General features: G+C 70.2%; 22 protein-coding genes. 12 read left to right on the top strand and 10 right to left on the bottom strand.

Annotated elements, in window-relative coordinates:
- Window positions 1-16: 16 nt before the first annotated feature.
- The 5 genes from ACFVWW_RS26780 to ACFVWW_RS26760 all read right to left on the bottom strand — a co-directional run bounded on the left by ACFVWW_RS26780 (window position 17) and on the right by ACFVWW_RS26760 (window position 8955).
- Window positions 17-2875, bottom strand: coding sequence for a discoidin domain-containing protein (locus ACFVWW_RS26780; RefSeq protein ID WP_386878073.1), 2859 nt, complete (start codon window positions 2873-2875; stop codon window positions 17-19).
- Window positions 2876-2984: 109 nt separating this feature from the next.
- Window positions 2985-5627, bottom strand: a complete 2643-nt coding sequence (locus ACFVWW_RS26775) for a laminin G domain-containing protein (RefSeq protein WP_386878072.1) — start codon at window positions 5625-5627, stop codon at window positions 2985-2987.
- Window positions 5624-6496 (bottom strand): carbohydrate ABC transporter permease, encoded by an 873-nt coding sequence (locus tag ACFVWW_RS26770; protein WP_384186716.1) that lies wholly within the window; start codon window positions 6494-6496, stop codon window positions 5624-5626. The genes ACFVWW_RS26775 and ACFVWW_RS26770 overlap by 4 nt, the downstream gene beginning before the upstream one ends.
- A complete protein-coding gene (locus tag ACFVWW_RS26765) occupies window positions 6493-7383 on the bottom strand; it encodes a carbohydrate ABC transporter permease (RefSeq protein ID WP_384186719.1) in 891 nt (296 codons plus the stop codon). The genes ACFVWW_RS26770 and ACFVWW_RS26765 overlap by 4 nt, the downstream gene beginning before the upstream one ends.
- Window positions 7384-7677: 294 nt before the next feature.
- Window positions 7678-8955, bottom strand: a complete 1278-nt coding sequence (locus ACFVWW_RS26760) for an ABC transporter substrate-binding protein (protein ID WP_384186722.1) — start codon at window positions 8953-8955, stop codon at window positions 7678-7680.
- A 490-nt stretch (window positions 8956-9445) separates the two neighbouring features.
- Between ACFVWW_RS26760 and ACFVWW_RS26755 the strand changes: the two genes are divergently transcribed.
- Window positions 9446-10111: a GntR family transcriptional regulator gene (locus ACFVWW_RS26755; RefSeq protein WP_386878071.1), complete on the top strand. Its 666-nt coding sequence runs from the start codon at window positions 9446-9448 to the stop codon at window positions 10109-10111.
- Window positions 10112-10302: 191 nt separating this feature from the next.
- Here the strand turns inward: ACFVWW_RS26755 and ACFVWW_RS26750 are convergent, their stop codons facing one another.
- Window positions 10303-10809, bottom strand: a complete 507-nt coding sequence (locus ACFVWW_RS26750) for a nuclear transport factor 2 family protein (RefSeq protein ID WP_386878070.1) — start codon at window positions 10807-10809, stop codon at window positions 10303-10305.
- A 260-nt stretch (window positions 10810-11069) separates the two neighbouring features.
- Here ACFVWW_RS26750 and ACFVWW_RS26745 point away from each other — a divergent pair, with 260 nt between their 5' ends.
- The 5 genes from ACFVWW_RS26745 to ACFVWW_RS26725 all read left to right on the top strand — a co-directional run bounded on the left by ACFVWW_RS26745 (window position 11070) and on the right by ACFVWW_RS26725 (window position 15711).
- The gene (locus tag ACFVWW_RS26745) at window positions 11070-12248 is read left to right on the top strand and encodes a hypothetical protein (protein ID WP_386878069.1); all 1179 of its coding nucleotides are present in this window, start codon (window positions 11070-11072) and stop codon (window positions 12246-12248) included.
- A gap of 75 nt (window positions 12249-12323) precedes the next feature.
- Window positions 12324-12974, top strand: a complete 651-nt coding sequence (locus ACFVWW_RS26740; protein ID WP_386878068.1) for a papain-like cysteine peptidase — start codon at window positions 12324-12326, stop codon at window positions 12972-12974.
- Window positions 12971-13717, top strand: coding sequence for a PIG-L deacetylase family protein (locus tag ACFVWW_RS26735; protein ID WP_386878067.1), 747 nt, complete (start codon window positions 12971-12973; stop codon window positions 13715-13717). Before ACFVWW_RS26740 ends, ACFVWW_RS26735 begins: the two co-directional genes overlap by 4 nt.
- Before the next feature lie 162 nt (window positions 13718-13879).
- Entirely contained in the window at window positions 13880-14716 is an 837-nt protein-coding gene (locus ACFVWW_RS26730; RefSeq protein WP_384330767.1) for a YhjD/YihY/BrkB family envelope integrity protein, read from the top strand.
- A 68-nt stretch (window positions 14717-14784) separates the two neighbouring features.
- Complete coding sequence (locus ACFVWW_RS26725) at window positions 14785-15711, top strand: DMT family transporter (protein WP_386878155.1); 927 nt, start codon at window positions 14785-14787, stop codon at window positions 15709-15711.
- Window positions 15712-15761: 50 nt separating this feature from the next.
- Here ACFVWW_RS26725 and ACFVWW_RS26720 read toward each other — a convergent pair whose 3' ends face one another.
- Window positions 15762-16217 (bottom strand): tellurite resistance TerB family protein, encoded by a 456-nt coding sequence (locus tag ACFVWW_RS26720; protein ID WP_384186741.1) that lies wholly within the window; start codon window positions 16215-16217, stop codon window positions 15762-15764.
- A 272-nt stretch (window positions 16218-16489) separates the two neighbouring features.
- Here ACFVWW_RS26720 and ACFVWW_RS26715 point away from each other — a divergent pair, with 272 nt between their 5' ends.
- The 3 genes from ACFVWW_RS26715 to ACFVWW_RS26705 all read left to right on the top strand — a co-directional run bounded on the left by ACFVWW_RS26715 (window position 16490) and on the right by ACFVWW_RS26705 (window position 20406).
- Window positions 16490-17776 (top strand): LCP family protein, encoded by a 1287-nt coding sequence (locus tag ACFVWW_RS26715; RefSeq protein WP_386878066.1) that lies wholly within the window; start codon window positions 16490-16492, stop codon window positions 17774-17776.
- Window positions 17777-18022: 246 nt separating this feature from the next.
- On the top strand, window positions 18023-19357 hold the full coding sequence (locus ACFVWW_RS26710; RefSeq protein WP_384186744.1) for a hemolysin family protein: 1335 nt from the start codon (window positions 18023-18025) through the stop codon (window positions 19355-19357).
- Entirely contained in the window at window positions 19354-20406 is a 1053-nt protein-coding gene (locus tag ACFVWW_RS26705) for a hemolysin family protein (RefSeq protein ID WP_384186746.1), read from the top strand. Before ACFVWW_RS26710 ends, ACFVWW_RS26705 begins: the two co-directional genes overlap by 4 nt.
- On the opposite strand, the gene ACFVWW_RS26700 is transcribed toward ACFVWW_RS26705, so the two are convergent.
- Window positions 20379-21134 (bottom strand): SAM-dependent methyltransferase, encoded by a 756-nt coding sequence (locus ACFVWW_RS26700; protein WP_384330761.1) that lies wholly within the window; start codon window positions 21132-21134, stop codon window positions 20379-20381. The two genes, ACFVWW_RS26705 and ACFVWW_RS26700, sit on opposite strands and share 28 nt — an antisense overlap.
- A 201-nt stretch (window positions 21135-21335) precedes the next feature.
- On the opposite strand from ACFVWW_RS26700, the gene ACFVWW_RS26695 reads away from it, so the two are divergent.
- Genes ACFVWW_RS26695 through ACFVWW_RS26685 form a run of 3 tightly spaced genes read left to right on the top strand, consistent with a single transcriptional unit; the run spans window position 21336 to window position 23912 of the window.
- Window positions 21336-21962, top strand: coding sequence for an RNA polymerase sigma factor (locus tag ACFVWW_RS26695; protein ID WP_386878065.1), 627 nt, complete (start codon window positions 21336-21338; stop codon window positions 21960-21962).
- Between the two features lie 3 nt (window positions 21963-21965).
- Window positions 21966-22664 carry a hypothetical protein gene (locus ACFVWW_RS26690; protein WP_384330654.1) on the top strand — a complete coding sequence of 233 codons (699 nt, stop codon included), beginning with the start codon at window positions 21966-21968 and terminating at the stop codon, window positions 22662-22664.
- Between the two features lie 54 nt (window positions 22665-22718).
- Window positions 22719-23912 carry an MFS transporter gene (locus ACFVWW_RS26685; RefSeq protein ID WP_386878064.1) on the top strand — a complete coding sequence of 398 codons (1194 nt, stop codon included), beginning with the start codon at window positions 22719-22721 and terminating at the stop codon, window positions 23910-23912.
- On the opposite strand, the gene ACFVWW_RS26680 is transcribed toward ACFVWW_RS26685, so the two are convergent.
- Both ACFVWW_RS26680 and ACFVWW_RS26675 read right to left on the bottom strand, forming a co-directional pair.
- Window positions 23909-24928: a glutathione S-transferase family protein gene (locus ACFVWW_RS26680; RefSeq protein WP_384330648.1), complete on the bottom strand. Its 1020-nt coding sequence runs from the start codon at window positions 24926-24928 to the stop codon at window positions 23909-23911. The two genes, ACFVWW_RS26685 and ACFVWW_RS26680, sit on opposite strands and share 4 nt — an antisense overlap.
- Entirely contained in the window at window positions 24925-26499 is a 1575-nt protein-coding gene (locus ACFVWW_RS26675) for an MFS transporter (protein ID WP_386878063.1), read from the bottom strand. Before ACFVWW_RS26675 ends, ACFVWW_RS26680 begins: the two co-directional genes overlap by 4 nt.
- Window positions 26500-26612: the final 113 nt, after the last annotated feature.

Below are 26612 nucleotides of genomic sequence, written 5' to 3'. Positions count from 1 at the left end.
CCGGCTCACTCGTGGATCAGGCCGTCGGGACGATGTGGTAGGTCTGGCCCACACTCGTCTGGACGGAGATCACCCCGTTCGCCGTGGTGAACGGAACGGCCGCGCCGCTCGCGTTGGTCACCGTGAACGTGCTCGTCCAGGGGTTCTTCAGCTTCAGTGTGCCGCCCGCCTTGCTGATGACGTCGACATAGCTGACCTTGTCGGACTGCTTGGCGCTGGACACCACGAACGCGCCCTTCTGGCGCAGCTGGTAGAAGCTGGCGTTCTTGCCGGCCGGCCAGGTGGGGAAGAGCGTGATGTACTGCTGGTCGGTCTGGATCAGCATGCTGTTGACCGCCTCGGTCGCCCCCGACTTCTCGATGCCGTGATGCGGATCGCTGATCCGTAGGTTCGGCGCCATACGCGAGGTGATGACCGACTTGAACTTGTCGATGAGGGACTGCGCCGGATAACCGGCCCTGGCCGCCTGGTTGAACACCTTGGGGAAGCTGTTCTCCTGCCCCCAGGAATTCATCGCGTCGAGGGTGTCGACCGCTGTCCGCAGCCGCGCCGCGTCGGAGTTGATGCCGAGCTGGTCGGCGGGCTGGATGAATTCGAGGTTGATGGTGTTGTCACCGGGGTGGATGTCCCTGGTGTCCGAGCCCTGCATGGTGCCGGCGGTCGCCAGCGAGAAGACGGTCTTGCCGTTGTACACCGCGGTCGGCTGGGCCGGCAGGTTGGTGAGGATGTTCTGCCAGGTCGTACGCCTCCCCGCGTCGACGCCGAGCTTCTGGCTGCCGGCGATCAGCGCGGACAGGACCCGCTTGAGCAGCCCGAGGTCGGCGGAGGAGTTCTGGCCCCACGTGCCCTCGTGCGGACCGCTCCAGAGGCTGTAGCGGCCGGCGGCGTCGCGCTCCAGGTAGCTCTCGAAGAACAGTGAGACCTCGTTGAGGAACGGGTACGCCTTGTTCCGCAGGAAGTCGACGTCCTGGGTGTATTCGTAGTAGTCGACGAACTGGGAAGCGGTGAAGAGGGAGTTGGAGACCTGCTGGTGGTACTGGTCGTCCGTGGTCGATCCGTACGGGCCGATGCCCACGGGGAACAGGACCCCGGCCGGGACGCCACCACTGGGGAAGCGCCCGCTGATGTAGTCGGGCTTCACCCGGTTCAGATCCTGCTTCGCCCGGCGCTGTGCCTCCGGCACATAGGCCAGGATCGTCTCGTGGAAGGGCAGCGACAGTTCGGGGCGGTTGCTGGAGTAGACACCGTAGAACGGTGCCTGCGCGTTGTAGTTCAGGTGGAAGTCACCGTTGAACTGCGGATTGTCCGTCGTGGTCCAGATGCCGTAGAGCGCGGGAGCGAGCTCGCCCCGGCGGCTGGCGGAACCGATGAAGTACTGGGCGGCGTAGTAGAACTTCTCCAGGGTGGCGTCGCCCAGTTCCACGCCCGACTGCATCCAGTAGGTCTTCCACCAGTCGACGCGCTGGGTGTCGAGGGTCGCCAGCGATCCGGTGCTCTGGCCGCGCACCTGCGTCACCGCGTCGTTGTGCGGAGCGGCCGGGTTCTGCCCGCCGCCGCCCACCGTGGTCACGACGGTGACGGTCTGTCCCGCGGGGACGGTGAAGACGGTCTTCGCGGTGGCGCCCGACACGGTGGGCTGCTGTACGGCCGTCCCGCCGAGGACGGTGGTGGCCAGGGCGGCCCTGGACACCCACTTGCTGCCCGACGCGGTGGCCCGCTCGGCCCACATCACCTGGCCGTCGGTCCCCGCCGTGTTGCTGTAGGCGGAGTTCGGGGTGGTGGCGCCGGCGAACGTCGACGCCTGGAGCTGCACCGGCTGCGAACCGGTCGACGTGATCGAGGTGACCATGACGTTCTTGTCGGCGGCGAGCCAGGTCTTCATCGACACGGGCGCGTTGCCGAGCGACATCGACGTACCGACGGTGCCGTCGACGATGTTCTGTTCCTCGCGGAAGGGCTGGGCGGGCGGCGGCGTGCCGCCACCGCTCTGCTGGTACAGCTCGATCTGGCCGATACGGGCCCGGGGGTTCTGGATCGAGTCACCCGTCGTGCCCTGTGTGGGCTCGGTGATGTTGAGCCGGATGTACCGCGCCTGCACGGAGCTGATGGTCCGGTCGATGACATCGGCGGTGTTGTTCTGGACCGTGTCGACGCTGTTCCAGGTACTGCCGTCGTTGCTGGTCTGGAACGCCAGCGTCTTGGTGTTGAAGGCCTCGTTCCCCGGGCGGGCGGCATTGTCGTTGCGCACGACGTAGCGGCCGATGGTCTTGACCGAGCCGAGGTCGAGGGAGATCCACTGCGGCTTGCCGACCTGCGAGACCCAGCCCTCGTATCCGCCGCCCCACTGGCCGTTGACGGCGCGGTCCGGTGTGAAGGAGCCCTCGGTGGTACTGGCGGTGGCGCGGGCGCCGAGGGCCAGGTTCTGGCTGGTCTGCGGGGCGGTGCTGGTGATGGTCACCCCGCCGATGGGGGCGGGCTTCGGATTGGGGTTGGCGTTCCAGAAGTCCCCCTTGGAGACATAGAACGTCTTCACGCCCGTGCTGCCGCCCGAGGTGATGCCGACGTCACCATTGCCCAGGAGGGCGGTGTTGGGCATGGCGTTCGTTATGGACCCGGCGTAGCTCTGGTCGGTCCATACACCCTTGATCGCCGAGAGCTTGGCCTTCATGGTGTCCCACTGCTGAGCCGCCGTGGGCGGGCCCGCGGCCGCCGCCCGCGCGGCCGTGTCCCCGGCCAGTGCGGTACCGGGAACCATGAGCGGTACGGCGACGGCCAGGGCGAGCAGCCCCGCGTAACCGCGTGCCCGCCCTCGTCCCTGTCCGCGTCCTCGTCCGAAGCTGCGGGAAACTCCCCGCGTCGTTCTCTCCTGCCCCATTCTGGCTCTCCCTTGAGTCGGGGTCTTGCGAGAGGTCGGTGCGTGTGCGTTGCGCTGCCCTGCGGCCGGGTGCTGTCCGCACCCGGCCGCAGAGGTTCGGGGGACCGCTCTATCCCAGCGGTCTGGGCAGGTCGAAGCCGATGGCCCGGACGTTCTCGAGGCGGCCGTAGGGGGTCAGGGCCGTCCCGATGTCCTTGCTCAGGCTCTCGACGCCCGCTTCGATTCCGAAGAGTCCGGCGATGACGGCCTCGGTCACGGCCACGCCGGCGTTGCTGTCGCGGTTCGCCACCCCGCGTCCTGCCACGCGGTAGGTGCCGTCCGCGGTGACTTCCATCGCCTGGCCCCACAGCCCGCCGGAGGTGGCGCGGTGCGCGCGGCGCAGTACACCGGCCGCGATCTCCGGCCGGCCGAGCCGGCACAGACCGAAGGCGGTGGCCCCCGGCCAGGCCCCGAACGCGCCGGCCGCGCCGTGGTCCGGGCGGTCCGAGAGCGGCGCGATCGGGTCGTCGGGGTCGAGGGCGCGCATCCAGTCGCCGTCCAGCAGGCGTTCGGTGACGAAGCGGACCATCTCCCCGCGCTGGTCCGCCGACAGGTCCTCGGCCATATCGGCGGCGACGAGTTCGAAGTCGAGGCAGTGGCCGATGACCTCGTTGCCCTCGGGGTGGGAGATCATCCAGCGTCCGTCGCCCGCGTACTGCGCCAGGACGGCCGCCGACAGCGCGCCGGCCTCGCGCTCCGCCTCGGCGGCCTCGGCCTCGTTGCCGTCACCGAGCGCGCGCAGCAGCGCCGCCAGCGAGCGCAGCATGCCGACGTAGCCGGCGTTCAGCGAGACCACGGCGTCGCGGTAGTTGGGGACGCACTCCAGCAGCTCCCAGGCGTCCCGGCCGAAGTCGGCGAGCACTCCCCCGCCGAACGCGGCGCGCAGGCCGCGCGGGCGGAAGGCCATCGCGCGCAGATGATCCAGCACACTGCGTCCTCCCGCGCTCTCGCCGAGCAGCGCGAGATCGCCGGTCACTCCCACGTACGCCTTCACGACGCGGAAGAGGGAGTGGTCGTTGGCCGAGTAGTGGTTGCCGACCGGCAGCAGATTGCGGGTGTCGAAGGAGTGGCAGCGGTCGTACGGCTGCGCGAGCGCGGCCAGGACCCAGCGGCGCAGACCGTCCGGCTCCAGCAGCGCCGCGGTCCTGGCCCATTCCGAGATGTCCCAGAAGAAGGTGGTGGTGGCTCCCAGCCGCGGTCCGCCGGTCAGGAACACCGGGCCGAGCGGGCTGACGGTGGTGTTGCGCAGATAGATCGCCAGCAGTGCGCCCAGGTAGTACGTACGGGCGAGGTCGGCGTCCTCGGTGTGCAGCGTGGGCAGATGGCCGGAGAACTCGGAATTGCCCGGCTGGAACGCGCTGCGCCAGGTCCGGCGCCAGCGGCCGGCCACCGCGTCGAACTCCGTACGGAAGGAGGCGGCGGCTTGGACGGCGTCGCGCGTCACGCCCTCGGCCGAGTCGCCGATGTCGAGGACGATGCCCAGCTCGGTCTCCTCGCCGGGCTCCAGAGTGACGCTCCAGCGGGCGACCGCACGCGCTCCGGCCGTTTCGACGGAATCGGGCGCCGTCGAGAAGGCGTAGGCGCTGCGGGCGACCGTGCGGGAGTCGGCGACGGACACGGTGGCGCCGTCGGTCGTAGCCCGCCAGCGCTGCCCCTCCCACCAGGCGGCGGTCCCCAGCAGGGGCGCGTCGTCCAGCCGCAGTTCGGCCCCCTCGTCGCTGACGAGGACCGTCACGGTGTGCCAGCCGCCGGTCGCCAGGGGCGCCGGCGCGGTCAGGTGCTCACCCGCGATCCGCAGCGACAGATGCCCGTCCTCCAGGGCGACCTGGAGCGAGTCGGGGTGGTTGCCATGGGTGAGGACGACTCCGGTACGGTCCGGCTCGTCGGCCCGTACGTCGAAGCGGAGGACATCGCCGTCGCCGAGCCGCACCGTGCCGATCCGCAGATCCGTGTCGGGGCGGACCGTGTGCTCGGCCGCTTCGCCGATCGCCACGGCCTCGCCCGTGGCGCGGCGTACGGAGATCTCCCGGACCCGGCAGGCGGCGCCCGGGGCCCGTACCCGCCCCGAGTCCGGTGTCGAGTGGTCCGGCAGCTCCGATTCCAGCAGCATCGGTTCGGAGTCCTCGTCGCGCTGGATTCCGGGGATACGGGGACTGCCCAGCCGCACCCATCGCTCGCCGATGGGCAGGAACTGCACCTGTCGCGGCCGGTCGGCGGTGGCTTCGTCGCGGAGCCGCTCGGTGGTGAAGTAGTCGTGGTAGTGGCCGTCGTTCCACGGGCTGCCGTAGAGCCAGCCCCAGTCCACCTCCGAGTGGGCGAACGGCGCGAGCAGTTCCTGCTCCACCACCGCCGTCACCGGCACGGCCGACGCGTTGCGCAGGACGAGCCGCCACAGGAGCCGGCTCTGCTCGTATCCCATGCGTACGTCGGTGGTCACCGCCAGCGCGCCGGCCGTGGCGGACCGCCGTACGCCCCACGGCGCCCATCGCATCCGCTCGGCGGCGGGGACGGATCCGTCGATCCGCAGCACGCCCGTGTGGTAGCCGCCGCTGTACGGGGGGAACGCCAGCCAGGACAGCGAGGTGAGGTCGCCGTTGACATGGCCTTGACCCCACTGGTTGCGCAGCGAAGGGAGGTGGTTGAGTTCCGCGCGGTCGATCCAGGCGCCGGCCAGGTCGTCGAGGGCCGGCACGCCGTTGATCGGCTGGTTCACTTGGACGCTCCAGACATGAGTCCGTGAATGAACTCGCGCTGGCTGACCAGATATCCCACCACGGGGATGACAGCGGCGAGGAACATGATTCCGAAGAGCTGGCTGTAGTCGGTCGAATAGGCACCGAGCGAGACATAGATGCCGGTGGTGATCGTCTGGCCCTGGAGCGGTCCGAGAATGAACTGCGGATTGAGGAAGTCGTTCCACACCCACAGTCCGAGGAAGATCGCGACGGTCGCGGTGGCGGGACGTACGACGGGGAAGACGATGCGCCACCACAGCCGCAGATCGCCGGCGCCGTCCATCCGGGCGGCCTCGATGACCTCGCGGGGGATGGTCCGCAGGAATCCGACATAGACGAAGACCGCGAACGAGAGATACCCGCCGCCGACGTTGGACAGGATCAGGCCGGCGTAGGAGTTGGCCAGACCGATCGAGCGCAGCAGCGTCACGATCGGAAGCAGGATGACCTGCGGCGGGACCATCAGCCCGAGCGCGAACACCGCGAGCAGGACGGCCCTGAGGCGGGGCGCGCGCTCGGATATGTAGAAGGCGAGCATGGAGCTGAGCGGGACGAGGATGACGAGGGTCGCCGTCGTCACCAGGATCGAGTTGAGCAGCCCCGCCTGGACGAGATGGTCCGGCCTCTGTAGCGCGTTGAGGATGTTGTCGAAGGTGAACGGGACCGGCGGAGAGGCCGGATTCGAGACGATCTGGTCCTGTGTCTTGAACGCGCTGACGAACGCGACGTACACGGGCAGGATGAACGCCAGGGTGATCAGCCAGGCGCCGATCAGATGCGACTTCTTACGGAGGTTCGGTCCGGCGGACCGGGCGGACCGGGCGGACCGGGCGGCGGGAGCGCTCACAGGTTCGTCTCCCTTCGGCGGAGCAGGGTGGTGACGCCGTACGAGACGACGGCGGTCAGCGCCAGCAGGAACATCGCGATGGACGAGGCATAGCCGAACCGGTTGTCGGTGAAGGCCACGGAGATCAGGTAGAAGGCGGTCGACCGGGTCGACTCCGCCGGGCCGCCGCCGGTGAGGACCGCGATCACGTCGTAGAGCTTGAGCGTGGTGATCAGGCACAGCACGACGCTGATCGTCATGCCCGGCGCGATCATGGGAAGGGTCACGTGCCGGAACCGGCTGAGGACCCCCGCCCCGTCCATCCGGGCCGCCTCGTAGAGCTCCTGCGGCACGGACTGGAGTGAAGCGGTGTAGACGACCGTGGCGAACGCGATGGTGATCCAGCTGACGACCGCGCAGACCGACACCACCGCGAGAGTGTCGTCGCCGAGCCAGGCGATGGGCTCGTCGATCAGGCCGATGCGGGACAGCGCGCTGTTGAGCAGGCCGTTCTGGGTGAGGATGGATCGCCAGATGAAGCCGACGATGACACCGGAGAGGACCTGCGGGATGAAGATGAGGGTCCGCATGACGCGGTAGTTGGCGGAGGAGCGGTTGAGGACGACGGCCAGCAGCAGCCCCACCACGTTGGCTATGACGGTGACCGCCACGACCACGATCATCGTGAACAGGAGACTCGACAGCAGCCGGTCGTCCGAGAAGAGCTCCCGGTAGTTGGCGAGGCCGACGAAGTCACTCCCGGCCTGCAACGGGTTCTTGTCCGTGAAACTGAGGAAGAGGCTCTGCACCAACGGGTACAGGAGGAACACCCCGTAGAGGATGACCGCGATCCACGCAGCGGGGGCCAGCCCGAGGCTTCGGCCCGCTCGTGGAGATCGACTGGGCACAGCTTGATCCTTTCTGTCCCCCGTGCCTCGCTGCGGCCGCTCGGGGGTGGGTCGGCGCCCCGGAGGGCCGCACGGCGACCGAGGTGGTGAGCGAGGAAAAGGCGGGAGCCGCGGCCGTCCGTTGTCGTACGGCGTCGGTCCGTCGACGTCAGGGTGTACACCGTCAGGTCCGCCCGGCGGGGGGCGTACGGCGTCAGGTCCGTACGCTATATCCCGCCTGGCCGAAAAACACCTGACAACGATGTCACCCTTGGCCGGACCGCGGCCCCCGCCCGTCTCTTCCGCGGGCGGCGGTTACTTGGCGGCCTTGTCCCAGTCCGCGTCGAGCGTGGCGAGCGCGCCCTTGGTGTCGGAGCTGGTGAACAGCTTCTGCGCCAGGGAGTTGAACTGCTCGACCACCCCGGGCGGGAGCGCGTCGTCATTGTTGACCTGACCGAACGCGCTGACCTTCGCGTTGTCGTCGGTCACGAGCTTGAACCCGTCGGTGTAGAGCGGGGTCACCTTCGCGCCGAAGTCCTCGAAGGGGACGTTCTTCAGCATCGGGAAGGCGCCGTCGGTCTCGATGAGCGTCTTCAGGTTCGGCTTGGACAGCGACCACGCCTGCGCGAACGTGGCCGCGGCGTCGACGTCCGAGGACTTGGCGCTCACCGAGGTGGTGCCACCGGTGTTGAACGGCACGATCGCCTTGCCGGTCTCGCTCGGCAGCAGGAACGTACCGAAGTCGTCCGCGTCGGCGGCGGGGATCTGGCCGATGAACCAGCTGCCCATCGGGTACATGGCACTCTCGCCGGCCAGGAACTGCTTGTTGGCGTCCGCGTAGCTCACGCTCAGGGCGCCCTTGTCGAACGCGCCCGCGCCGATGAGCTGGCGGTACTTGCCGACGGCGGCGGTCATCTCGGGACCGGTGAACGCGACCTCACCCTTGTAGCGCTTCTGGATCCACTGCGGATCCGAGCCCAGGACATCCGCGGTGATGATCCCGGACAGCGGGATCCCGGCCGACCACGGCTCGCCGCCCGCCATCTCGACCGGAGTGACGCCGGCCTTCTTGAGGGTCGTGACGACCTTCGTGAACGCGTCCCAGGTCTGCGGGACCTGGAGGTTGTGCTCGGCGAAGATCTTCTTGTTGTAGAAGATCATCGGGATGACCTGGGAGTTGGTGGGCGGGATGTACGTCTTGCCGTCGATCGCGTTGCCGTTGGGGTCGGTGAAGTTCTCGTCCAGCCACTTCTGGTCGAACGGCTTCAGCAGCCCGGCCGCGGTGAAGTCCTTCGGGTTGATGGAGGAGAGGATGTCCGGGAACTGCCCCGACGCCTGGAGCTGCTTGGCGTAGGCCGTCCGGTCGGCGTCCGGCGAGACGATCTTCTTGACCTTGACGTCGGGGACCGCCTTCTGCGCCTCCGAGATGGAGGTGTCCCAGAACTTCGCGGTCAGCGCCGGGGTCTCGAACGTCATGAACGTCAGGCCACCACCGCCGCCGCCCGCCGCTGTGCCGCTGGTGGAGCAGCCCGTGATCGCCAGGGCGCTCACCAGACCGGTGACCGCCGCCATGAGGGCAGGTCTGCGCTTCATGTCATCCTCCTTGATGCTTCACGCGATGCGGCCGGACTCCGGCCGCCCTGTGCCGTCGTGCGAATTGCTTGTCCTGAAAACCCGCGTGCGGAGGCGGGGTGGGGCAGTGCGCGAGAACCGGCCCCTCGGTTCTGAGGCCCGGTAAACACCCTCGTTTCGTATACTTTTCAGAAGAGTAGCCAGCGTCCCGGCACAGTCAAGACTCGTACCGACCTTTACCGGATCGAGATCGGAGGCGATGCGGCCACGGCGCCACATTTTCGCGAAAAGACCTGCTCACACGAGGTATTGACAATCCGGCCCGGGAGAGGACCACACTGGTGGGGCACGGAGGGACAGCGGCGGACGCCGCCGGCTCCGGGCCTCGCGAGAGGGAAGAAAAAAATATGATCGATGGGCGGTAGCATCGCGGGACGCCCAGGAGGGACGGCGGGAGCCGTCATTTCACAGGCCGTCACGTGGGTGTGAGACCGAAACGAGGAGCAGCACGATGGCAGGCACGCCTCGACGGCAGGCACTGGCGGACACCGCCTACGACACGATCCGTCAGCGGCTGGTGGACCACGACATCGAGCCGGGGTCGAAGATGAACATCAACACCCTCGCCCAGGAGCTGGCGATCTCGCCCACGCCGCTCAGGGAGGCCCTCGCGCGGCTGGAGGCGGAAGGCCTGGTCGTGAAGCGGTCGTTGGCCGGCTACACGGCGGCCACGCTGCTCAGCAGCCGCAGTCTCGGTGAGCTCTTCGAGGTACGTCTCCTGCTCGAACCGACCGCGGCCGCGCACGCGGCGAGACAGATCAGTGAGGCGGATCTGCTCCAACTCGCCGAGCAGCTGGCCGAGATGCGCACGGCGGCGCAGGACTTCCGCAGCCGGTCGACGCTTCTGCTGTACATGCACCACGACTCGGTGTTCCACGACCGGATCGCGCGCCTGAGCGGCAACGCGTTCCTCCGCGCGACGCTGGGGCGGCTGCACGCGCATACGCATCAGTACCGGCTCTCGTTCCGCGAGGGGTGGGCGGAGGAGACCTGTGGCGAGCACGAACGAATCCTGGAGGCGCTGCGCGAGGCCGACGAGGAGACCGCGTTCGCCCGGATGCGCACGCATCTGCGCAGGGCGCACACCCGGCTGACCGACGCGGCGGAGCAGCACTAGGCCGCGTCCGCAAAGTTTCGCCTGGCCGACGACGCCCGGCACGCACACTCGCCGCGTTGTCGGAATCATCCGAGTACATCCAGTACACGAATGATCCTCCGCCTTGCGATCGCACGCACCGAACGCCGCCGGCCCCGCCCTCCGGGCGGACGGCGCTACTTTGCGGACACGACCTAGGCGGGCCCGTACGGTCAGGACCCGCCGGGAGAGCGGTGGTGACGCCCGCGCGCGTCCGCCGCGCCGCCGAGCCGCTCCGTCGGTCCGCCGAACGGCAGAAACGCCGACCGCGTGGCGAGGAGCCAGCTGTTCCCGACCTTGCGGAAGGTGTCTTCGTAATGGCCGATGTTCGCCGGTAGCCGGGGCGGTACCAGACCCTCGGTGTAGCCGTCGACGCGATATGTCGCGAAGTACGAGGTGGCCGTGGCTGTCGTCGCGGAGTCCACGGTGACGAGGATGTTCGTACACATCCGTCGCGACAGACGGTCCACGGGCCGGGACCCGAAGTAGCGCCGGAGGGCGTCCCGGCCCTCCACCCGACGGCCGTCATGCGGCCACTCCCACACCCCGTCCGAGGTGAACAGGTCCGCCACCGTGCCCGGTTCCCCGAGGTCGAGCCGGCGGACGAAATCAATGATCAGACGCTCGCAGGCGCGCTCGGCGAGCAGGCACTGCGTCGGGTCCGGGGATTCGGTGGTCATCTCCCCTTCCTACCAGCCCCGTTCGCGGCCCCACCAGGGATTTTCCCCCGGCGCGACGAAGCCGGCGGGCCACTGTGGGACGCGCATCGCCGTGCGGGGCGAGGTGGCTGAAACTCGGCGATCAGCCAATGGATTGGTCTGGACCACATGGGCGGCGACCGCTAAGGTCCCTGCCAGCCGACGACCCGTACCGAGCGTCCCCCGACCGGCTCCACCCTGTCCCGCTCCCCCTGTCGGCTCCGTACCGAGGACCGAAGTCCGTGATCGATATCGTTGTCGTACTCCGGGCCGAGGACGCCGTCCTCGACTTTCTGTCCGTGCTCGCCGATGACCGTGGCGGGGAGACCCGGGTGATCCTCGGTGACCGCGCCGAGGCGCTGACGCTCCCCGCGGGTACGGACCTGGCCGAGCGCCTCGACCTGCTCGCCCCATATGTCGGGCCCGTGGCCGGACACATCACCTCACCCGGTCCTGACGCCCTCGCCGGGCTGATCCGCGACGCGGGGGCCGGGGCCGTACGGCCCGTCCGGATCTGGACGCACTCCCCGGCGGACAACCGGCGCAGCCGCGGGCGGCTCGGCCGTGACACCGCCATCGCCTGCGCCGGTCCGGGTCAGGGGCCTGTGCGCCATGCCGTCGGATACTCGCCGTATCTCCAGTTCCTCAGCGATCTCGACCGCCCGCTGGACCGGCGGCTGATCGCGGCGAAGCTGGATTTCGTCAATCGTTCCTGCGGGCACCTGCTGGCCGAGGAGGCTCCCGAGTACGTCGTACAGACGCCGCGCATCCCCGCCACCGAGCGCTTCTTCGACACCGAACCCGACCAGCGCGAGCGGCTCTTCGCCCTGCTCGCCAGCCTGGACGACGAGGCCGCTTCCGTGGTGGACCCCTGGGAGTTCGGCAGTTCGCCGTACGAGTCGGAGCGGCTGGACGCGACGGCGGCCTGGGTACGGGACCGGTGCCCGGCCACGGACGGCACGCTCGTGGAGGTGGGGGCGTGCGAAGGAGCACTGACCCACCGGCTCGCCGCCGCGGGCTTCGCCGTACGGGCCACCGAGCCCAACCCCGTCTTCCGGCCGCGGCTGGCCGCGGCGCTCGCCGGCGCCGGGGCGGTCACCGTGGACGACGCGGATCTCGCCGGGCTGGCCAAGGAGGACGGCGGTCCCCGCGCCGCCGCCCATCTGCTGATCGAGATGCTCTATTACGGCCAGGATCTCGCGCTGCTCGACGACCTGGCCACGGACCTCGTGTTCGTCGCCCTCGAACCCGACGCGCTCCGCACGCGCGTACGCCCCTGGCTGGAGCGGTCGACGACCTGGCGCGCGGACGGAGAAGTCGTCCTGGTGCCGCCACGGGTCGAAACCGTCTGCGCGGGACGCGCCTATCTGAGCAAGCGCGGCAGCGTGGGACTGCTCCTGCGGCGTACCGCGGCCTCCTGACCCTCGCTCATTCCTGAGCCATTCCTGAGCCGTTCCTGACCCTTTCCTGTTCCTGACCCGCCCAGGAGAACAGACATGTACGACAGCTGCGTCGGGCTGGGCTACCACTGCGAGTCCACCCACCAGATCCGGCGGATCACCGGCGACGACCGCGCGCACTTCTTCGACTGGCTCGACCTCGACTTCGAGTCGGTCGTGGAGACGATCGCAAGCGACTTCGCCGACGTGCTGCGGCCCGGCATGGTCGAACCGTTCAGCGACGGTCTGTGCGCGCTGGACCGCGGTTCCGACATCCGGTTCTTCCACGACTTCCGCCCCGCCGCGGGCAGCACCCTCGGACAGCGGGACATCGACCGGCAACTCCCCGATGTGCGCGCCAAGTTCCAGGCGCTGGCCGGGCGCTGGCGCACCCTCGCCCAGTCGTGCGCACGCGTGCTGTACGTCCACCACGACGCCTTCGACGAAGTCACCGCGGCTGATCTGCGCCGGCTGCGCCTGGTCCTCGCGACGGCGCACCCGGGCCACCGCTTCGATCTGCTCTGGCTGCGCCGCACCCCGCCGGGGGACGGCCACACCCTCGGCCCCGGGATCCGCTGGGGCACCGTGGCGGCCGCCCCCGGGCGGTGGCAGGGCGACGACGCCCAATGGAACGCCGCGTTCCGCGATGTGCGATTCACCGACGCGCCACGGCTTCGGCCCGCGACCGACAGGAGTACGTCCGTATGACACCGCCCTCGCCCGCCACCGTGATCCTCTCCCCGCACTTCGACGACGCCGCGCTGTCGCTCGCGGGGCTGATCCCCGGGCTGCCCTCCCCGGTCACCGTCGTGACCGTCCACGGCGGTGCGCCCTCCCCCGGTCACGACGTCTCCTGGTGGGACAGCACCTGCGGCTTCTCCTCGCCGGGCGAGGCGTATCTCGCGCGGCTGGCGGAGGACGCGCGGGCCTGCGCGCTGCTCGGTGTCGAGAGCGTCGTCCTGGGACATCCGGACGGCCCGTACGGGGACGGGGAGGTGCCCGACGAGATCGACACGTACCTCGCGGGCCTCGCTCCTGAGACCTGTCTGCTGATCCCCCTGGGCACCAACCAGCCCGATCACGCGAAGGTCCGCGACCGCGCCCTGCACCTCCTCGACACGCTCGGCAGGCCACTCCCCCTTGTCTACGCCGACCTGCCCTACACGGGGCATCTGCCGGAGTGGGGCACTCCCGGCACGGAGGCGGGACTCGCCGGGAGTCTGGACTACGGGCCGGCCTACCGGGACCTCGCGGGCCGCTACCGGACCCGGGTCGCGTACGACCTGACCCTCTCCGACGCACAGTGGGCGGACAAGCGGGCGGCGGTGCTCTGCTACGCCTCGCAGCTCGCGCCGCTCGCCGTCGATCACGGAAGTCTGCTGGCCCGCGGCGGGCCGCTGCGGGCCGAACGTGCCTGGTCGCTGGAGGACGCGGGCCGCGCGAGCGGCTGACCGGCCGCACGGCCCGGGGCGGGATCCCGCCACCGACGACCGGCACCCATCCGGGGGCCCCGCCCGGAGCGGGGCGCCCTTCGGGGTAGTAGACGACCTATGACCCGAAAGCGTTTCGGTGCGCCGGAGGACCGGCACCGGTTCCAGAACCTGTACCGCAGGATGACCACTTCTTCTGCCGTGCTCGCCTGGAACCGCGGCCGTGAGATGGAGCTGATGCATCGGGCCATGAGCTTCGCCGCCCTCGGGTTCCTGACCCTGGTGCCCCTGCTGATCCTCGTCGCCGCGGCCGACCCGGCGAGCGGCACGGGATTCGCCCGCTGGCTGGGGCAGGGGCTTGGGGTGTCGGCGTCGTCGCAGGGAGAGCTCCAGCAGCTGTTCGGCAGACCGGGGCAGGCGTTGCAGCGCACGACGGCGTTCGGCCTCGCCGCGCTGGCCGTGTTCGGGCTGACGTTCGGATCCGCCGTACAGACGGGGTACGAGAGGGTCTGGGAGCTGCCGACGGCTCGCTGGCACACCATATGGCGGCATGTCCTGTGGCTCGCGGTACTCGTCGCCTTCCTCCTGGCCTTCGTCAATACGCCCGTCACCTCCGCGTCCGCCGTCACGACGGTGCTCAGCACCGTGGGCGATGTGATCGGTACGTTCCTGTTCTTCTGGTGGTCGCAGCGCGTGCTCCTCGCCGGGCGGGTCCGCTGGCGAGCCCTGCTGCCCGGCGCCGTGGTGACCGCCGTGGGCCTGCTCGGCCTGAGGGTCTTCTCCCGCCTTGTCTTCTCCCCTCTGATCGCCTCGAACGCCGTCACCTACGGCCCGTTCGGAACGGTTCTGGTCATTCAGTCCTGGCTCGTCGGCGTCGGCTTCGTCGTCTACGGCGGCGCGCTCGTGGGCCGCCTCGTCCACGAACACCACACCCACCGGCGCCTGCAGGAGGCGATCGAAAGGGCCGTGGAGGCGGAGCGGACCGGCCGGCCCGGCGGGCGTGGCGAGGCGCCCGGGTAAAGTGACCGTCCCTCGTGCGAGCCGTCGAAGTCTCCGCACCACCCCGCCCGCTGGAGACCCGGTCCCCGATGTCGTCGATCGCCGCACCCGCGCCTGCCCTCGTACCGCGCCGGGCCTGGCTCACCGATCTGCCGGTCCTGCTGGTCGCCGTGTTCTGGGGGACCAGCTATCTCGCCGCGAAGGACATCACCACCAGCCACACCGTCGTCGCCGTTCTCGTGCTGCGCTTCGCGGTGGTCCTTCCCGTGCTGGCCGTCGCGGGGTGGCGGAGACTGAGGGCGCTGGACGCGGCCCAGTGGCGCGGCGCCGGGCTGCTCGGGCTCGTACTGGGCGGGATCTTCCTGCTGGAGACGTACGGGGTCGTGCACACGTCGGCGACCAATGCCGGGCTCATCATCAGCCTCACCATGATCTTCACGCCGCTCGCGGAGGCCGTGATCACCAGGAAGCGGCCGCCCGGGGCCTTTGTCGCGGCCGCGGGGCTCAGTGTCTCCGGGGTGGTGCTGCTGACGCAGAGCGGCGGATTCACCGCCCCTTCGGCGGGCGATCTGCTGATGCTGCTGGCCGCGCTCGCCCGTACCGTCCATGTGCTGGCCATGGCCCGGATCAAGGCGCTGCGCGGCGCCGACTCGCTGTCGCTGACGACCGTCCAACTCAGCGGCGCGGTGGCGGTGTTCGCGGTACTGGCCACGCTGCCGGGCACCGGCTCCGCGCCCTGGGCCGTGGCCGCCGGCTTCGGTCCGCGCGCCTGGGCGACGCTGCTCTTCCTCGCCGTCTTCTGCACCCTCATCGCCTTTTTCGTACAGATGTGGGCGGTACGTCGCACCTCACCGTCCCGGGTCGGTCTGCTGCTCGGCACGGAGCCGCTGTGGGCGGCCGCGGCGGGCATCGCGATCGGCGGCGAACACCTGGGTCCTGCCGGAGCGCTGGGCGCGGTACTCGTCCTGGCGGGCACGGCCTGGGGACGCCGCGCGGCGGGGCCGCGACCCGGCTGAGGACAAGAAGGGCGTGCCGCGGGGAAGGCGGCACGCCCGGTTCCTGACCGTCAGAGGTCGAACTCGCTCGGCGCGATGCCGACGGCGAAGCAGGCCTCGCGGACGACCGCGCGCTCCGTCTCGTCGAAGTCGCCGTCGGCTCCGCCGATGACGATGCCGATCTGGATGACCGCGCGGGCCTCGGTGGGCTTCTTGGCGACCTTGCCGATGGTCTGCAGGATGCCGACCTTGCCGAAGTCGAAATCGGCCGTCAGCTTCTGGCAGTAGTCGTTGAAGCGCACCTGCAGGTCCTGGGCGGGGAAGTTCTGGAGCACCTCGTTGGTCATGATCAGCGAGGCGACGCGCTGCCGCTCGGACGGGTCGATGGAGCCGTCGGCGGCGGCGACCAGGGCGCACATGGCCATGCTTGCGTCACGGAAGGCGCCGCTCTTGAGGTCGTTCTTCTTGGCGTTGAGCTGCGTCTGCATCGACGAAGCGGAATCCTTGATGCGGTCCCACAGGGCCACGTGACTCTCCTGAGCTGGTTGGTTGTCCGAGGGCCGTAAATCTACAACACTGTAGAAGTTAGCTGGGAGCCAGTAGAGTCGAGCGCGTCGCGCGGCGACGCCCGGCGCGTCCGGTGGTTGGGCGGGCCGGGAACGGGGCACGGAGGATCAGCGTGGACACGGAATCCAGGGGGCGGCGCGGAAGCACCCCACGCAGAGGTCGTCCCCTCGGCCACGGAACCGGCAGGACCAGGCTGACCCGGCGCGGCCGGACAGTCGTGTGGTCCGGCGGTGTGCTGGCCGTCGCACTCCTCGCCGTGGCGGGTGCGGCGGCATGGGTCTACCAGGATCTCAACGGCAACATCCACTCCGCGGACGTCGACAACAAGATCGGCGGCGGACGGCCGGTCAACATGAGTCCGGGTTCCAAGAACATCCTCGTCGTGGGCTCCGACTCACGGAAAGGCGCCAACGCGAAGTACGGCAAGGATCTGACCACCATGCAGTCGGACACGCTGATGGTCCTGCACGTGGCCGCCGACCGGAAATGGGCCACGGTGGTCTCGCTCCCCCGCGACTCCTGGGTGAGCATCCCGGTCTGCGACCGCGGAGACGGCAGCACATCCGCCCCGCACCACTTCAAGATCAACGAAGCGTTCGCCATCGGCGGTACGGGCGGCGAGGTCGCCGGCGCCGCCGCCTGCACCATCAAGACGGTGGAGCGGAACACCGGGCTGCGCATCGACCACTTCATGTCGGTCGACTTCCAGGGCTTCAAGGGCATGGTCGACGCGCTCGACGGTATCGAGGTCTGCCCCGGGACACCGATACACGACAAGAAGGCCCACCTCGACCTGGCCGCCGGCTGCCGGACGGTGCGGGGCGAGCAGGCCCTGGGCTATGTCCGTACGCGCTACAGCCTGGGAGACAGTTCCGATCTGGGGCGGATCGGCCGGCAGCAGGAGTTCATGGAGGCCCTGGCCGCCAAGGCCCAGCAGAAGCTGACCAGCCCGAACGCGCTGTACCGGTTCCTGGACTCGGCCACCGGATCACTGACCACCGACAGGGCGCTGGCGGGGATCAAGCCCCTCTCCGGCCTCGCCTCCGAGGTCAAGGGCATCCCCGGCGACCGTCTGACGTTCCTGACCGTGCCGAATTACCCGCGCGAGGCCGATGTGCCGGCCGACAAGGCCAATGTCCTCTGGCAGTACCCGCAGGCCGCCGGCCTGTTCGCCGCCCTGGCGAAGGACCAGGAAGTGGACAAGAAGCAGCTGGAGGCCGCCTCCAGGAACCCGGTCCACGCGCATACGGTGCGCGTCCAGGTCCTGAACGGCACCGGCACCCCGGGGCAGGCGGCGAAGGTCGCGGACACGCTGCGCACGGTGGGATTCACCATCGCGGGCGTCGGCAACGCGCCCCTGGCCGCGGACCGGACCACCGTCGCGTATCCGCAGGGCCTGGCGGCGCAGGCCCGGGTACTGGCCTCCCGGCTGCCGGGCGTCGGGGCGCGGCAGGACGCGGAATCCGCGCCGGGCGTGGTGACGCTGACCGTGGGGGCGGATTTCCATGCCCTCAGATGACACCGCATAATGCCTGACACTGTCCGAAATCATCTGATGTGATCAGCCGACATCCGACGACGCGGGCGGTGGCCGACACCAGCCACCGCATTGCACTGCTTTGCGATTCCTTTACTATTGGCGGACGGGGTGCCCCCCGTCCCGACCACCTGATCCGAGAAGGAGCTGCGGTCCCGCAATGGGTGAGCCTCCCAGTACGAGCCGTGCCATTCCCGACCCCTCGATCCATGGGGCGGAGGTGACACGGTGACCGAAGTACTTCTGCTGCTCCTCGCCCTCGCACTCACCCTCGCTTGTGCGGTGTTCGTCGCGGCCGAGTTCTCCTTGACCACCATCGAGCGCGGCGAGCTCGAACGGGCCGCCGCCGCGGGCGAGCGCGGAGCCGCCGGCGCGCTGGAGGCGGCCAAGCGGCTGACCTTCCAGCTCTCCGGCGCCCAGCTGGGCATCACCGTGACCTCGCTGGTGATCGGCATGCTCGCCGAGCCCTCCCTGGCCGTGCTGCTGCGCGGGCCACTGGAAGCCGTCGGCCTGCCTCACGGGGCGGTGCCCACCGTCGCCACCCTGCTCGGTGTCTCCCTGTCCACCGTGGTGCTGATGGTGATCGGCGAGCTGGTCCCGAAGAACTGGGCGATCTCCAGCCCGCTCGCGGTCGCCAAGGTCGTCGCGGGTCCGCAGCGCGGCTTCACCGCCGCGTTCGCCCCGCTGATCCGCCATCTCAACAACACCGCCAACCGTCTCGTACGGCGGTTCGGCCTGGAGCCCGCCGAAGAGCTGGCCTCCGCCCGCACCCCCGAGGAGCTGGTCGCCCTGGTGCGGCACTCGGCCCGGGAGGGCGCCATCGAGGCGGACTCCGCCGAGCTGTTCGTACGGACCCTGCATCTCGCCGAGCTGACCGCGGAGAACGTCATGACCCCCCGCGTGGATGTCCGGGCCCTGGAGGCGCACGCCACCGCCACGGACGCCGCCAACCTGACCCTGGCCACCGGCCTGTCGCGCTTCCCCGTCTACCGCGACAGCCTGGACGAGGTGATCGGCACGGTCCATATCCGTGATGTCCTCGCCCTGGACGAGACCAGGCGCGACCACACCCTCGTCACCGAACTGGCCACCGGCCCGCTGCTCGTCCCCGACTCCCTCCCGGTGGACCGGCTGCTGCGGCGGCTGCGCGAGGCGCGGACGATGGCCGTGGTCATCGACGAGTACGGCGGCACCGCCGGCGTCGCCACCGTGGAGGACATCGTCGAGGAGGTCGTCGGAGAGGTACGCGACGAACACGACCCGGACGAGACCCCCGGCCTGGCCCCCGGCAAGCCGGCCGCGGACGGCCGCCGCGTCTGGGAGGCGGACGGCAGCGTCCGGCTCGACCAGCTCGAAGAGATCGGTCTCAGCGCGCCGGAAGGCCCCTACGAGACCCTCGCCGGGCTGCTCGCGACGCGGCTGGAACGGCTGCCGGTGCTGACCGACACGCTGGAGATCGAGGGCTGGCAGTTCGCCGTCCTGCGCATCGAGCACCACCGGGCCGACCGGGTCAGGATCACCGGGCCCGCCCCGGCCGCACAGTTCGTGGAGGACGTCCGATGACTGCCCTGCAGCTCGCCATCGGCGCGCTCACTCTCCTCACCAACGCGTTCTTCGTCGGCGCCGAGTTCGCTCTCATCTCCGTACGGCGCAGCCAGATCGAGCCTCAGGCGATCAAGGGCAGCAGGCGGGCGAAGAGCACCCTGTGGGGCCTCCAGCACCTGTCCGCCGCCATGGCCACCGCCCAGCTCGGCATCACCATCTCCTCGCTGGTGCTGGGCGCCGTCGCCGAGCCGGCGATAGCCCATCTCCTGGAGCCGCCGTTCGAAGCGGCCGGGGTGCCCGAGGCCCTGATCCATCCGATCGCGTTCGTCATCGCGCTGACCCTGGCGACGTATCTGCACATGCTGGTCGGTGAGATGGTGCCGAAGAACATCGCGCTGGCCGCGCCGGCGCCGACCGCGCTGCTGCTCGGTCCGCCGCTGGTGGCCCTCACGCGCGCGCTGCGTCCGGTGATCTTCGGGATCAACGCGTTCGCCAACGCCCTGCTGCGCCTGCTCAAGGTGGAGCCCAAGGGCGAGGTGGCCTCGGTCTTCACGGATGACGAACTGGCCCGTCTGGTCAAGGACTCCAGCGAGGCGGGACTGCTCGACCCGGCGGACGGCGAGCGGCTGCGTGACGCGCTGGAGCTGGGCACCCGCCCGGCGGGCGAGGTGATGGTCGCGCTCAACCGGACGGTGACCGTCGACCACCTGATCACCCCGCAGCAGCTGGAGCGTACGGCCTCCTCCTCCGGATTCTCCCGGCTGCCGGTCACCGGCCCCGACGACACCATCCTGGGCTATCTGCACATCAAGGACGCGCTCGGCGCCGCCGAGCGCACCCAGCCCTTCCCCCGCGGCACGCTGCACACGATGGTCCGGGTCGAGATCGACACCCCGCTCGACGACACCATGACCGCCATGCGGGCCGCCGGTACCCACCTCGCGGCCGTCACCGGCGACAAGGGCACCGTCATCGGCTTCGTCACCATGGAAGACGTCCTGGCGGAACTGGTCGGCCCCGCCGCCGGCTCACCGGCCGGTCAGGGTTTGCGCGCGATGCCGACGTAGCAGGCCGCTTCCTTGTCGGTGACGCTCTCGCTGCCGTCACCGGGGTCGGGGCGCCACTGGTGCGAGGCGGTGATCCCGGGGTCGAACAGCTGCCAGCCGGTGAAGAAGCGGGCGATCTCCTCGCGGGTACGTGCCTGTCCGGGCGTACCCGCGGCGCGGTACGCGGCCGTGAGCCGGGCGATGCCCTCGGGGTCGAACTCCGTCGTGACATGAGCGATGGCGAGGGTACTGCCCGACGGCAGCGCGTCCTTGAGGTGTTCGACGATGTCATGGGCGCCGTGGTCGTCGGTCACGAAGTGCAGCAGCGCGTTGAGGCTGAGGGCGATCGGCCGCGTGAAGTCGAGCGTGCCGCGTATCTCCTCGATGTCCAACAGGGCTTTGGGGTCGGTGACATCGGCGTGGACGTACGCGGTGCGGCCCGCGGGGTCGCTGTGGAGCAGCGCGCGGGCGTGGGCCAGGACGATCGGGTCGTTGTCGGTGTAGACGACGCGCGCGTGCGGCACTTCCCGCTGGGCGACCTCATGGAGGTTCGGGGAGGTGGGGATGCCGGTCCCGATGTCGAGGAACTGGTCCATGCCCTCGCGGGCGAGGAAGCGGACGGAGCGGTGCATGAAGCGCCGGTTGACGCGCGCGGTGGCCAGAATGGAGGGGAAGGCGGCCATGGCCCGCCCCGCGGCCTCGCGGTCGGCGGGGAAGTTGGTGGTCCCGCCCAGGTAGTAGTCGTACATACGCGCCGAGTGCGCCCGGTCCAGTTCCAGATCCACCGTGCCGTTGTCCCCCACCGTGCGGTCCCCGTCCTCGTTGCCGGCTATCGGTCCGTGCCTGCCCGCCACCGCCTGCGGACAACCGTACGAGGTACCCCGCAACTCCGGTAACGAGCGGTGTAATCATATGATGACTATGAGCAAAGTGCCCCGGGGGGTGCCCCGGTGCGCGACCGAGGGGAGCGGCATCTGATGGTCCGTGCCACCAACGGCGCCCGGGGCGTCGACGACCCGGGCGTGCGGCGCTCCGCCGACCGGCCCCTGCGGCGGCTCGCGTTGACCTTCGACGCCTTCGACTCGCACCACCACACCCTGTGGCTGCGCTACGCCCACACGCAGGTCGGCAGCCGGTCCGCCGCCGAGACGGTGGTGGACGCCACCTGCGCCCGGCTGCTGGACCACTGGCCCCATGTCCTGGTCCAGGAATCGGTACCCCGCTACGCCTGGGCGGTCCTGAAGGAGGAGGTGGCACGCTGGCTGAACGAGCACGACGCACAGCCGGTCCTGGTGGACACCGCCGCCTTCCACGCCGCGATGCGCAAGCTCCTCCAGTCCGAGGTGAGCGATCAATTCGCCGTTCTGCAGAGCGAGATCGGCCTGTACGGGGCCATCGCCCGGCTGCCCGAGCGGCAGTACGACGCCGTCGTCCTGCGCTACGTCCTGCAGGTCCCTGATCAGGACGTCGCCGAATACCTGGGCATAGAGGTCGCCACCGTCCGCTCCCATGTACGGCACGCCAGAAGGCGGCTGGCCAGGCAACTCGGCGTACGGGAAACCGGGACGGAAGAATAGACCGTGGCCCGCACCGACGAACCCGCCCCCATCGACGCGCTGCTGGACGACGCGGAAGTCCTCGCCGACACCTATGACGACTACGACACCGAGGCCGCGCGCCGGCGTGTCACCGCCCGGCGGACCAGGGACGGCGCGGCCTGCCCCGGGGGCGCGGCGGCCGTGCCCCGCCACCATCCCTCCGCCCACGAACAGGCCGCCCACGACCTCAATCTCGCGGTGGCCCTGATCCTGAACGCCCCCGAGGCGGCGGCCGGCCTCACCCGTCTGGTCGACCACGACCGGATCGACCCCGAGGGCGCCGTCGTCTTCGCCGCTCTCCTGCATCTGACCGGCCACCAGGACGCGGCGCAGTTCTGGTGGCAGTTCGCCGCCGGCGGCGGCAACCGGACGGCGGCCTTCTGTCTCTTCCTCGCCCACCAGCGGAGAGCCGAGTTCCAGGACGCCGCCCACTGGCGCGCCCAGTCCCGCCGGCTGCCTCGGTCAGGACGCCCCAGGACACCGGCGACGCTGTCCTCCCTGCTGCCCGAGACGGTCAGGCACGATCTCCTCAGCCAGTGCCGCCACGGCCGCCACCCCACCCTGCCGGCCCCCCTCGAAGCGGTCATCAACCGCCTCCGTATCGACAGCGCGGACGAGGACTTCGGCGAAGTCCCCCAACCGGCGGTCACTCTGCCCGACGACCTCACCCCGGACAGCTGACACCGTTCGTTTCGGACCCGGGACCGGCGCCTCACCGCTCGTACTGTGGCGCGCATGATCGTTGACAAGGGCGGGCGCCGGCGCCTCGGCTATCCGGTGGCCGCGGCGGTGTTCGCCATCGGCATGGCGGGCACGACCCTGCCCACCCCGCTGTACGGGCTCTACCGCGAGCAGCTCGGCTTCTCCGAACTGACGGTGACGGTGGTGTTCGCCGTCTACGCCGTCGGTGTGATCGCCGCGCTGCTCCTGGCGGGCGACCTCTCCGACGAGGTGGGCCGCCGGCCGGTGCTGCTCTGTGCGCTGGGGCTGTCCGCGGCCAGTGCCCTGTGCTTCCTGTTCGAGGGCGGACTCCCGCTGCTGTTCGCCGGCCGGCTGCTGTCGGGCTTCGCCGCCGGGCTGCTCAGCGGCGCCGCCACGGCCACCGTGATGGAGCTGGCCGCACCGGGACACGAGGCGCGCGCCGGGCTCGCCGCCACGGCGGCGAACATGGGCGGCCTCGGCTGCGGCCCCCTGCTGGCCGGACTGCTCGCCCAGTACGCGCCATGGCCGCTGCGCCTGCCGTTTCTCGTGCATCTCGCGCTGCTGGCGGTGGCGTCCGTACTGACCTGGTTCCTGCCGGAGACCGTCAGGAATCCGAAGCGCCGGCCGCGGCTGCGGCTCCAGGGGCTGGTGGTGCCGCCGGAGGTCCGTGGCGTGTTCGCGCCGGCGGCGCTCGCCGCGTTCGCCGGCTTCGCGCTCCTGGGTCTGTTCACCGCGGTGGCGCCGACCTTCGTCGCCCAGACCCTCCAGGTGAACAACCTGGCCGTCTCCGGTGCGATCGTCTTCTCGGTCTTCCTGGCTTCCACCGTCGGACAGTCGATGATGGGGCGGCTGGGGGTACGCAGCGCGCTGCCCGCCGGCTGTCTGGTACTGACGGCCGGTCTGGTGCTGGTGGGCACCTCGCTGGCGGTGGAGTCGCTGCCGCTGCTCGTCGCGGGCGCGCTCCTCGGCGGGCTCGGCCAGGGGCTGGCCTTCCGCGCCGCGATCACCGCGGTCGGCGGCGCGGCTCCGCCCGAGCACCGGGGCGGCACGATCTCCGCCCTCTTCGTCGTCGCCTATACGGGCATCTCGTTGCCGGTCGTCGGCGTCGGCGCGCTGACCCTCTGGCTGGGCCTGCGGGGCGCCGGGCTGACGTTCACGGTCTGCGTGGTGGTGCTCACGGCGTGCGTCGGACTGTACGTACTGCGCCGGCCCCCGGACAGGACCTAGGGACGTCCCGCCGGGGGGACTTCCTCTCCCGGCGGCACCGGGCCCGGCGGTGTGCCGTCCCCGAACGGCCGTCCGCCCAGCTCCTCGCGGTGGTGCGGGGACAGCCAGGAGGACAGGTCGGGGCCGAGGGGGACGATGCCGGTCGGGTTGATACCGGTGTGCACCCGGTAGTAGTGCCGCTTGATGTGGTCGAAGTCCACCGTGTCACCGAAGCCGGGGGTCTGGTACAGATCCCTGATGTAGCCCCACAACACCCGGTCCTCGGTCAGCTTTGACCGATTGCACTTGAAGTGACCGTGGTAGACGGCGTCGAAGCGCACCAGTGTGGTGAACAGCCGGATGTCCGCCTCCGTGATGGTGTCCCCCACCAGATAGCGGCGGTCCGCCAGCCGCTCGGACACCAGGTCCAGCCGCCGGAACACATCGTGGTAGGCGTCTTCGTAGTCGCTCTGCCGCGTCGCGAAGCCGGCCCGGTACACCCCGTTGTTGACGTCGCGGTAGATGCCGTCCATGACCTCGTCGATCTCCGCGCGCAGCTGCTCGGGATAGAGATCGGGCGCCCCGGGGCGGTGCAGCGCCGTCCACTCGGTCTCGAGATCCAGCGTGATCTGCTGGAAGTCGTTGGTGACCAGTTTTCCGCTGGGTACGTCGACGACGGCGGGCACGCTGACACCCCCGGGGTAGTCCTTCTCCCGCGCGTCGTACGCCTCGCCGAGGAAGCGGATGCCGAGTACGGGGTCGCGGTCGTCCGGGTCCAGCGTGAAGCGCCAGCTGCGGTCGTCCTGGATCGGGTCGGTGACGGCGAGCGAGAGCGCGTCCTCCAGGCCCAGCAGCCGGCGCACGACGAGCGCGCGGCTGGCCCACGGGCAGGCGCGGCTGACCACCAGCCGGTAGCGGCCCGCCTCGACCGGCCAGCCGTCCCTGCCATCGGCCGTGACGCGGTCCGCGAAGTGGCTCCTGGACCGCTTGAAAGGCTTGTGCCCGTATCCCTTATTGCCCTCGGTGGTCCCGGTCATGGCGGGTCTCCTTCCTGCGGATGCTCGGCATGCTGACGCTCGGCGTGCTGTCCGGACGTCGCCCGTGCAGCGCGCTTCTTCTCCCAGTGCCCCTCGGCCACATCGGCAAGCGCGACGAGCAGCGAGGCCATCACGAACGCCACGGCCACCACCAGTCCATGGTCGTACGCCGTGGTCCAGCCGTCGGGCGTCACCTGGGCGAAGAAGACCGACCCCGCCGCGGCGATACCGATCGCGGACCCCACCCGCTGCCCGGTCTGGAGCGTGCCGCCCGCGCTGCCGGCGGAGGGCACCGGTACCCGCGCGAGGGTCAGTGTCTGGTTCGGGGAGATGACCAGCCCGCTGCCCAGGCCCGCCACGAGCAGCGGCGCCGCCATCGCCCATCCGACGCCGCGTCCCGGTACCAGGTGCACGGCGAAGGTGGTGGCGGCCAGCCCGACCGTCACCATGGCGAGTCCGACGGCGACCAGCGGCCGGCCGAAGCGGCTGACCAGCCGGCCGCCGATCCCGGCGGCGACGGCGGAGCCCAGCGCGAAGGGCGTGATGGCCAGACCGGCCTCCAGCGCGGTGTAGTGCACCCCGCTCTGCAGATAGAGCGTGCTGATGAAGAAGACCGACGTGAACCCGGCGAAGTACAGCAGGATCATCAGACAGCCCAGCCAGAAGGAGCGGATGCGGAAGAGGGACATGTTCAGGACCGGCTGCGTACGGCCCGTCCGGCACCGGGACTCCCACTTCACGAAGCCGGCCAGCAGCGCCACGGCGACCACCAGCAGCAGATATCTCTCATCGCTGTGCCACTGCTGCGCCTGGACGAAGGGCAGCAGCAGGGCCAGCACTCCGGTGCCGAGCAGCAGGACGCCGAAGGGGTCGAGGTCGCGGATCCGGACGTGGCCGGCCGCCGGGGTGTCCGGCAGCAGCCGCCGGGCCAGCAGCAGGCAGACGATGCCCAGCGGCAGGTTGACGTAGAACACCCAGCGCCACCCTTCCTGCGCGCCGGCCACCTGGATCAGCAGACCGCCCAGCAGAGGGCCGACGGCGGTCGAGATCCCGACGACCGTGCCGAACATGCCGAACGCCCGGCCCCGCTCACGGCCGGAGAACATCTGCTGGATCAGGGCGGAGATCTGTGGCGAGACCATGCCGCCCGCGAGTCCCTGCACCAACCGGGCGATCACCAGCCACTCGCTGGACAAGGCGGCTCCGCAGGCCGCGGAGGACAGAGTGAAGAGGGCCAGCCCCACCATGAACACCGGGCGCCGGCCCCGGGCGTCGCCCAGCCGCCCCGCGGGGATCAGGAAGAGGCCGAACGCGAGCGCGTAACCGGACACCACCCACTGAAGATCGGATTCCGGTGCCTTGAGGCCCGCCCGGATGGACGGCAGCGCGACATTGACGATGGAGACGTCCAGGAGCGTCATGAACCCGGCGACGAGACAGACCGCCAGCGCCTTCCAGCGCCGCGGGTCCGGCTCCGCGCCCCCGGTGCCGTCGGCCGCGCCGGTACCGCCGGAAGGGCCGCCCCGGCCGGGTTCCGGCTCGTTCGCGGGCTGCGGAGCCACAGGAGCCATGAATCGGACCCTAGTTCGTGCGCCCCGATCCCTCATCCGGAGGGCGCCGACCGGTCTATCGCGCCGGACGCGCCGAGGGCACGGGCCCGCGCGCGAGGAACGCGGCGGACCCG

The sequence above is a fragment of the Streptomyces sp. NPDC058198 genome, from assembly GCF_042882605.1.
Classification (GTDB): domain Bacteria; phylum Actinomycetota; class Actinomycetes; order Streptomycetales; family Streptomycetaceae; genus Streptomyces.
Note: the sequence above shows the minus strand (reverse complement) of the source record. Positions and strands in the feature narration are given on the sequence as shown.

What these genes read in the sequence shown, in the direction of transcription:
- ACFVWW_RS26780 (WP_386878073.1), bottom strand. Translation starts at nt 2,875, where the DNA reads ATGGGGCAGGAGAGAACGACGCGGGGAGTTTCCCGCAGCTTCGGACGA.
- ACFVWW_RS26760 (WP_384186722.1), bottom strand. Translation starts at nt 8,955, where the DNA reads ATGAAGCGCAGACCTGCCCTCATGGCGGCGGTCACCGGTCTGGTGAGC.
- ACFVWW_RS26755 (WP_386878071.1), top strand. Translation starts at nt 9,446, where the DNA reads ATGGCAGGCACGCCTCGACGGCAGGCACTGGCGGACACCGCCTACGAC.
- ACFVWW_RS26750 (WP_386878070.1), bottom strand. Translation starts at nt 10,809, where the DNA reads ATGACCACCGAATCCCCGGACCCGACGCAGTGCCTGCTCGCCGAGCGC.
- ACFVWW_RS26740 (WP_386878068.1), top strand. Translation starts at nt 12,324, where the DNA reads ATGTACGACAGCTGCGTCGGGCTGGGCTACCACTGCGAGTCCACCCAC.
- ACFVWW_RS26735 (WP_386878067.1), top strand. Translation starts at nt 12,971, where the DNA reads ATGACACCGCCCTCGCCCGCCACCGTGATCCTCTCCCCGCACTTCGAC.
- ACFVWW_RS26730 (WP_384330767.1), top strand. Translation starts at nt 13,880, where the DNA reads ATGACCACTTCTTCTGCCGTGCTCGCCTGGAACCGCGGCCGTGAGATG.
- ACFVWW_RS26725 (WP_386878155.1), top strand. Translation starts at nt 14,785, where the DNA reads ATGTCGTCGATCGCCGCACCCGCGCCTGCCCTCGTACCGCGCCGGGCC.
- ACFVWW_RS26705 (WP_384186746.1), top strand. Translation starts at nt 19,354, where the DNA reads ATGACTGCCCTGCAGCTCGCCATCGGCGCGCTCACTCTCCTCACCAAC.
- ACFVWW_RS26700 (WP_384330761.1), bottom strand. Translation starts at nt 21,134, where the DNA reads ATGTACGACTACTACCTGGGCGGGACCACCAACTTCCCCGCCGACCGC.
- ACFVWW_RS26685 (WP_386878064.1), top strand. Translation starts at nt 22,719, where the DNA reads ATGATCGTTGACAAGGGCGGGCGCCGGCGCCTCGGCTATCCGGTGGCC.
- ACFVWW_RS26680 (WP_384330648.1), bottom strand. Translation starts at nt 24,928, where the DNA reads ATGACCGGGACCACCGAGGGCAATAAGGGATACGGGCACAAGCCTTTC.
- ACFVWW_RS26675 (WP_386878063.1), bottom strand. Translation starts at nt 26,499, where the DNA reads ATGGCTCCTGTGGCTCCGCAGCCCGCGAACGAGCCGGAACCCGGCCGG.